Genomic DNA, 7,555 nt, shown 5'->3' on the forward strand with positions numbered 1-7,555 from the left:
TTCAAACTATTGACCTAATTTAAAGTTTATAGATACAAAACCAATTTGTCTTATAGGCGCTTTGGGATCTGGTTTCCATTTATGTGATAAAGCAATTCTTTTTGCTGGTTCTAATAAACACGCAGCTGTATTTTCTGTGCCTTTATATCCAGGTGTAGCTTTTACTACATTCCCATTTCTGTCTACTTCAATTTGAACTACCACTAAACCGGATTCATTACAATCTTGTTTATACACCTGTTTTGTTGGTGTACCACGTCCATTTAAACCGTAACCTACTCCGCCAGAACCTGTACCAGGATCTCCAAAATAGCTTGAAGCATATGGGTCGCCATCTAATTGCCCTTTATCTCCAGCCTTATTGTCATTACCTTCTCCTCCATTAGTAGATCCATCAGATTTATTTAATCCGCCCATCATGGCGTCAAGTTTTGCTTTTTTATCGGCTTCCTCTTTACGTTTTTTTTCTGCTGCCTCAGCCTTGGCTTTCGCTATTTTTTCAGCTTCAGCCTTAGCTTTAGCTTTGGCATCTGCTTCTGATTTAGCTTTAGCATCGGCAATTTCTTTTTGTCTTTTTATTTCTAAAGCCTCTTGAGTATCCTGAGTTAAAAGTTTTTCTTGAGGTGCTGCAGCCGCTTCTTTTTGAACTTCTTCTGGTTTAACAACCTCTTCCGGATTGCTTTTTGAAGATTCATTAAACTGTTTTTCGCTATTATTGGCTTCTGATTTTATAGGCTCATTAGGTTGAACATCGCCACTCCCAACGTTAGAGGTCCCAAAATTAACTGCAACACCATACTCTTCAGGAGGATCCATAAAAGGCGGTGAAGCCACAAAAAATAAAAGCAACAAAATTAACAGCATAATAAGCGCTGTTAGACTTGCTGAATTTCTTTTATGTTTTGTATTTAGATATTTCATGATATTTAATTACAATCTTAGTAAATAAAACAATTATTTTCCTGTTTGAATGGCTACTGGTAAACTATACGGATATGATGTAGCTTTGCCATTTTGCATAGCTGGTTTCATTTCTGGTAATTGTGATATTACTCGTTTAGCTTCTTCAACTAATTTTGGATGATTAGCTATAGCTCTAACAGAAACTACATTTCCATTCTCATTAACACTAAATGCAATTTTAATACTTTGCACACCTGTTAAACCAACATTACCTGCAATTTCTTTATTAAACCTATCAGACAAAAACTGTGCTATTTTTTCGCTCATACATTGCTTTCGACTACTAATTGCAACGCCTTCACAACCAGGATATATTGGAGCAGATTCTTTTGCTCTAAAAGAGCCATTATTATCACCACTTCCACCATCATTTTTGGTATTATTATTACCAATAGAATTTGCTTTTTCTCTAGCAGCTTTATCTGCTGCTGCTTTTGCTATAGCATCTGCTTTTGCTTTAGCTTCTTGAGCGGCTTTTTGTTCAGCTGCTTTTTGTTTTTCAAGAGCTTCTCTTGCTTTATCCTTTGCTTGTTGTTCTTCTTTAGCTTCTTTTTCTGCTTGTTCCTTAGCTTTTTTAATAGCTAAAGCTTCTTCATTCTCTTGAGTTAGTAAATCTTGTTCCGCTTTCTCTTTAGCTTTCTCTATAATTTCTTCTTGTGGTTGCTCAACCTTTTTTTCCTCTACTTTCTTTATATCTTCCGTTTTTACTTCTTTAGGAGAAGTTCTGGGAGTAGGTTCAGAAACAGATTCTGCATTTGCAGGACTACCAAAATTAATAGCAACACCATACTCCTCTGGTGGATCTGTGTAAGGTGGTGAGGCTACAAAAAACAACAACAGCACGATTATAAGCGTGATTAACGCTGTTAGTCGTGCTGATTTCTTTTCGTGCTCCGTTTCTAAATATTTCATGTAAAAATATATTTATTTATACATATCAATTTCTAAGCCATTTTATTTTGATTGTACTGCTAGAGTTGACTTTATTTTATTTTTGTTTGCAATATCCATGATAAATACCACATGTTTCATTTCTACATCTTGATCTGAGCGAATGGTTATTACTGGTTCTTCTTGAGTTCCTAATTTTGCTAATAACTCAGTTTCTAAATTATCTTTTTCCACCTGTTGCATATCTATGTAGTAGTTAACATCTTTATCTACACTAACAGAAACACTCTTGGTTTGAGTAGTTTTACTAGATGATTTGGGCAACAATAGATCTATAGCTTCCGCAGAAACTAATGTTGATGCTATCATAAAAAATATTAACAGAAGGAAAACAATATCCGTCATAGACGACATATTGAATTCTGGGGTTACTTTATTTCGTCCTCTTAATCGCATATTAGCTTGGTTCGTTTAAAAGATCTAAAAATTCTAGTGAATTAGCTTCCATTTGGTAAACCATCTTATCTGTTTTTACTACTAAATGATTATAAGCTACATAAGCTACAATACCAACAATTAAACCAGCTACTGTAGTGGTCATGGCTGTATAAAGTCCATCTGCAAGCGTCTTAATATCTATAGAACCTCCAGAATTTGCAATCTCAAAAATAGATAATATCATACCTATTACTGTCCCTAAAAACCCAATCATTGGTGCTGCGCCTGAAATTGTTGCTAATACACTTACGTTTTTCTCAAGGTTATAAATTTCTAAACGTCCGGCATTTTCTATTGCTGTATTAATGTCCTCTAAAGGTTTTCCAATTCTAGTAATTCCTTTACCAATTAGTCTTGAAACTGGCGTATTTGCAGTACTACATAAATTTTGTGCGGACTCTAATTTTCCATTAGAAACATAATCTTTAATCTGATTCATAAAGTTAGCATCAATCTTTGAGGCATCTTTAATGGCAAAAATTCGTTCAAAATAAATGTAACAAGCCATAATTAACAATACAAATAGTAGCGTAATAATTATAATACCTGCAGTTCCTCCTGTTGTGATTAACTCTATTACAGACAGTGTCTTTTCTACTGGTTCACCTTCTGCTACTGTATTGGTTGCATCTGCAACTTGTTCTTGGAAAATTGTGCTTAACATAAATTAAAGGTTGTATTTAAAGAATAACGTTAGTTTTAAAAAATTCGTATGATTAAAATAAAGTTCTAGTAAAGAAAAACACTAATGTTCCTGCTAAAAAACCTATAAGTGCTAACCATGAAATCTTCTTGAAATACCAGAAAAAATCAATTTTCTCCATACCCATAGCAACAACACCAGCTGCAGAACCTATAACCAACATACTTCCACCTGTTCCAGCAGCATATGCTATAAAATGCCATAGTTCATTATCCATAGGTACAGAAAACATACCTAAACTCGCTGCTACTAGAGGAACATTATCAATAACTGCTGATCCAATACCTAATAGGATTACTACAAGGTCAGATACTCCTGCATGATGTAACTCTGTTCCCAACATTGGTATATTATCTTGCAGAGAAGATGCAAAACCAAATAACACACCCAAAGATTCTAAAGCTGCGACTGCCATTAAAATTCCTAAGAAAAATAAAATACTTGGTAATTCTATCTTAGATAATGATTTATGAACTGGACTATGCTTGGCGTGAGCATCACTTTCACCTCCATGGGGCTCTGTCAAACTAAATTTTGAAGAACTGAAATATTCAGCAAAAATAGCTACAATACCTAAAGATAACATCATCCCTACGTAAGGTGGTAAATGAGTTGCTACTTTAAAAATTGGTACAAAAATTATTGCAGCCAAACCTAAATAAAGCATTACAGCACTAAACCTACTCTTAGGTTTATTAATTTCCCCTTGATCTTCTTCAGCTAAATAACCTTTAAAAGCTGGTAAGAACGATGCTATAAATGTTGGAACTAACATACATACTAATGATGGTACTAATAAATAACCAAATAAATGTCCTGTAGAAACTTTGTTTGCAATCCATAACATAGTCGTAGTAACATCTCCTATAGGTGAAAAAGCACCACCAGCATTAGCCGCTATAATAATTAAACCCGCATACCAGATTCGAACATCTCTATCTTTAACAATTTTCTGTAATATGGAAATTAAAACAATAGTAGCCGTTAAATTATCTATAATAGCTGAAAGAATAAAAGCTAAAAAACAAAATATCCATAAAATCTTACTTTTCTTTTTAGTCTTAATAAAGTTCTTAATAGTAGAAAATCCATCGAAATAATCTATAATTTCAACGATAGTCATTGCTCCTAAAAGAAACACCAAAATCTCTGCCGTCTTACCTAAATGATGAAGTAATGTTTCTTCCATTAATTCCATTTTAGCTTCATGAGCTAGACCAGGAAAATTATCAACTAATGCATGTTTAGCCGAGTCAAACCAATTAGGAAAAGAATCAATCCCTAACGAAATTAAAGCCCAACTAATAGCCATCATAACTAAAGCCGGGACAAGCTTATCTACTTTTATACTATGTTCTAATGTTATTGCCAAATAACCTAAAACAAATACTACTATAATTATTGTTTCCATATATTTTTATTGGGTTGTAAAATTAAACTAATTGCTTTAAAGCATTTTCAAATGCTGTTGAACAAATTTTAGTTTTTGACGCACTCATTTTAAACGTGTTTTGAAGTGCTTTTTTAATAGTATTTGAAGTATCATTAAAGATAGCTTCATCTTGCATAGGCAAGTCAATTTTAGACTCCATCAAGTAGGCAAAGACTCTTGCTATTCCGCAATTTGATATAAAGTCTGGTAATAAACTTAGATGATTATCTGTGTACTCCATAATAGGTCCGAAAAAGATCTCTTTGTCTGCAAACGGAACATTTGCTCCTGGAGATATTACTTCTAATCCTGTATCTATCATTTGTTGGACTTGTTCTTGAGAAACTAATCTTGAAGCTGCTGCTGGAACAAATATTTCAGCCGGTAAATTCCAAATTTTTGAATTAATTTCTTCAAAAGGAATCATTTCGTTTGAATTCAACTTATTTCCATCTTTTGATAAAAATAAATCTGTCATTTCAGACATCGTAAATCCATTCTCATTAATTAATCCTCCATCACGGTCAATAATTCCTACAACCTTGGCTCCTAGTTGAGTTAAATAATAAGCAGCTGCAGAACCAACATTTCCAAAACCTTGAACTATTGCTCTTTTCCCTTTAATATGCCCACCATAAATATCATAATAGTGTTTTACAGCTTCGGCAACACCATATCCAGTTAACATATCTGCTACTGTATATTTCCTAGATAAATCGGGTGAAAACTTCTTATCCTCTATAACTTTAATAACACCTTGACGCAATTGCCCGATTCTATTTATTTTGTCTGCCTCTGTAGGCTTGAAATGCCCATTAAAAATACCTTCTTGAGGATGCCAAACACCACAACTTTCAGTAATTGGAATAACATCCTTGTCTGCATCGACGTTTAAATCTCCTCCAGTTCCATAATAATGCTTTAACAAAGGGGTTACTGCTTTATACCAGCGTTCTAAAACACCTCGTTTCCTAGGATCATTAGGATCGAAGTTAATTCCAGATTTTGCACCACCAATTACTGGTCCAGAAACTGTAAATTTCACTTCCATAGTTTTAGCTAAAGATAAGACCTCATTTTTATTAAGTCCTTTTCTCATTCTTGTTCCTCCACCTGCAGCACCACCACGTAATGAATTTATAACGGTCCAGCCTTCTGCATCTGTTTCTTGGTCTCTCCAATGAAAAACAATTTCTGGCTCTTTATTTTCGTAAATTTTAAGTAAATCTTTCATGTGTATATTCTATAATAATTATTTTAAAAAAGGGTTTGGTTAAATAATTACTAGAATAGTTATAACTGAGTCATTTGAGTGAATTTTAAAATATCCTAACAAATATAAAAAACTAAGAATTCAATACACTTAGAAACTCAGATTTAATTGTTAAGTTTTTGTAAAAATTTATTAGCTCGGTAAATAGATTTTTCCTGATGAATGGTTTTTTACAGCTCCTGTTACGGACGCCAAACAATTTACTTCATTTTCAAGTTTTAAAACTCCTAATAAGCCAAAAATTAAGGCCTCTTTAAATTCAATGAGATTAGCATCGGGGATAATTACTTCTGTCTTGGTAAATGAACGGATACGAGACATTAAATATTTGTTGTAAACACCGCCACCAGTAAATAATGCTGATTTTAAATCTTTAATATGTAAAGAAATTTGATAAGCGGCATGCTCTACTAGTGTACATAAGATATTTTCCAAACTCAAGTCATAAGTTTCAATTATTGGTAAAAAAATGTTATTCACCCATTCTAAACCTAAAGATTTAGGATTAGAATGTTTATAAAAGTGAAGTTCATTTAATTCATAAAATAAGTCATAACACACAACTCCTGATGACGCAATAGCACCATCAACATCATAATCTAAATTAATTTTTGAAATGAAATGGTTAAGTACAATATTTACAGGACAAATATCATAAGCGACTCTCTCGTATAAAATAGTTTTTGATATATTAGAAAAACCGCCTAAATTAATACAAGCATCATAATTGTAAAATAGTAATAAATCTCCTATAGGAACCAATGGAGCTCCTTGACCACCTAAAGCTACATCTTGGACTCTAAAATCACAAACGGTTTTAAGTTGAGTTATTGTAGCTATTTCAGGTAAATTACCTATTTGGTAGGTTAATTTATTTTCAGGTTGATGCAGAGCAGTGTGACCATGACTACAAAGCACATCAATACTATTTATATTATGCTTTTTAATAAAAATTAAAATTAGTTTACCTAATAACTTTGTATATCTTTTATCTATTTTTTTTAAAGACTTATAATCTGTTTTAATCAGTTTTTTTAGCTCAGACTTCCAAAAATCAGAGTATGCAATCGTTTCTACTTGTAGAAAATTATATTTCCAATGTTCTTTTTTATAGATATTTATGTAGGCTAAATCAACTCCATCAAGTGAAGTACCCGACATAACAGCTAAAACGTTGTAGTTTTTTTCAATCATACCGAGTAAAAATAATAAACCCTATTGAATAAATGACAATTATAAAGTATATTTGGGGTACAAAATTATTGAATTATCAACGCATAAGCATTATGAATTTTAATCTAACAGAAGAGCATATTATGGTTCGCGACGCTGCTCGTGAATTCGCAAGAACAGAATTACTACCAGGAGTTATCGAAAGAGATGAAAAGCAACAATTCCCACACGAACTAGTCAAAAAAATGGGAGATTTAGGCTTTATGGGAATAATGGTAGATCCTAAATATGGTGGAAGTGGAATGGATACTATTTCATACGTTTTAATTATGGAAGAATTATCAAAAATTGATGCATCTGCTTCTGTGATTGTATCTGTAAATAATTCTTTGGTATGTTATGGTTTAGAGAATTATGGAACAGAAGAACAGAAACAAAAATACTTACCAAAATTAGCTAGCGGAGAAACTGTTGGTGCTTTTTGTTTAAGTGAGCCTGAAGCTGGTAGTGATGCTACTTCGCAAGCCACAACTGCAATTGATAAAGGAGACCATTATCTGTTAAATGGTACAAAAAATTGGATTACTAGTGGTGGAAGAGCAGGCGTTTACTTAGTAATTGC

General features: G+C 32.9%; 8 protein-coding genes (1 of these 8 only partly in view). 1 reads left to right on the plus strand and 7 read right to left on the minus strand.

The genetic code is table 11. The annotated features are described in order from the left end of the window. Positions 1–6 precede the first annotated feature (6 nt). From C7H52_RS11075 to C7H52_RS11105, 7 genes are all read right to left on the minus strand, one after another. Entirely contained in the window at positions 7–921 is a 915-nt protein-coding gene (locus tag C7H52_RS11075) for an energy transducer TonB (protein WP_106463980.1), read from the minus strand. Between the two features lie 33 nt (positions 922–954). Continuing rightward, positions 955–1,875 (minus strand): energy transducer TonB, encoded by a 921-nt coding sequence (locus C7H52_RS11080; protein ID WP_106463981.1) that lies wholly within the window; start codon positions 1,873–1,875, stop codon positions 955–957. 42 nt (positions 1,876–1,917) lie between these two features. Then, complete coding sequence (locus tag C7H52_RS11085) at positions 1,918–2,310, minus strand: ExbD/TolR family protein (RefSeq protein WP_106463982.1); 393 nt, start codon at positions 2,308–2,310, stop codon at positions 1,918–1,920. A 1-nt stretch (position 2,311) separates the two neighbouring features. Further along, positions 2,312–3,016, minus strand: a complete 705-nt coding sequence (locus C7H52_RS11090; RefSeq protein WP_106463983.1) for a MotA/TolQ/ExbB proton channel family protein — start codon at positions 3,014–3,016, stop codon at positions 2,312–2,314. A 52-nt stretch (positions 3,017–3,068) separates the two neighbouring features. Continuing rightward, entirely contained in the window at positions 3,069–4,466 is a 1,398-nt protein-coding gene (gene nhaD / locus C7H52_RS11095; protein ID WP_106463984.1) for a sodium:proton antiporter NhaD, read from the minus strand. A 22-nt stretch (positions 4,467–4,488) separates the two neighbouring features. Then, positions 4,489–5,721: a Glu/Leu/Phe/Val dehydrogenase dimerization domain-containing protein gene (locus C7H52_RS11100; RefSeq protein ID WP_106463985.1), complete on the minus strand. Its 1,233-nt coding sequence runs from the start codon at positions 5,719–5,721 to the stop codon at positions 4,489–4,491. 171 nt (positions 5,722–5,892) lie between these two features. Further along, complete coding sequence (locus C7H52_RS11105; protein WP_106463986.1) at positions 5,893–6,954, minus strand: anhydro-N-acetylmuramic acid kinase; 1,062 nt, start codon at positions 6,952–6,954, stop codon at positions 5,893–5,895. Between the two features lie 92 nt (positions 6,955–7,046). Between C7H52_RS11105 and C7H52_RS11110 the strand changes: the two genes are divergently transcribed. Next, positions 7,047–7,555: the 5' portion of an acyl-CoA dehydrogenase gene (locus C7H52_RS11110; protein WP_106463987.1), read on the plus strand. 634 nt of this gene lie beyond the right edge of the window; the window shows 509 of its 1,143 coding nt (coding positions 1–509); the start codon lies at positions 7,047–7,049; the stop codon falls past the right edge of the window.

It is taken from the genome of Aurantibacter aestuarii (assembly GCF_003008425.1).
In the GTDB taxonomy this organism is placed as follows: Bacteria; Bacteroidota; Bacteroidia; order Flavobacteriales; family Flavobacteriaceae; genus Aurantibacter; species Aurantibacter aestuarii.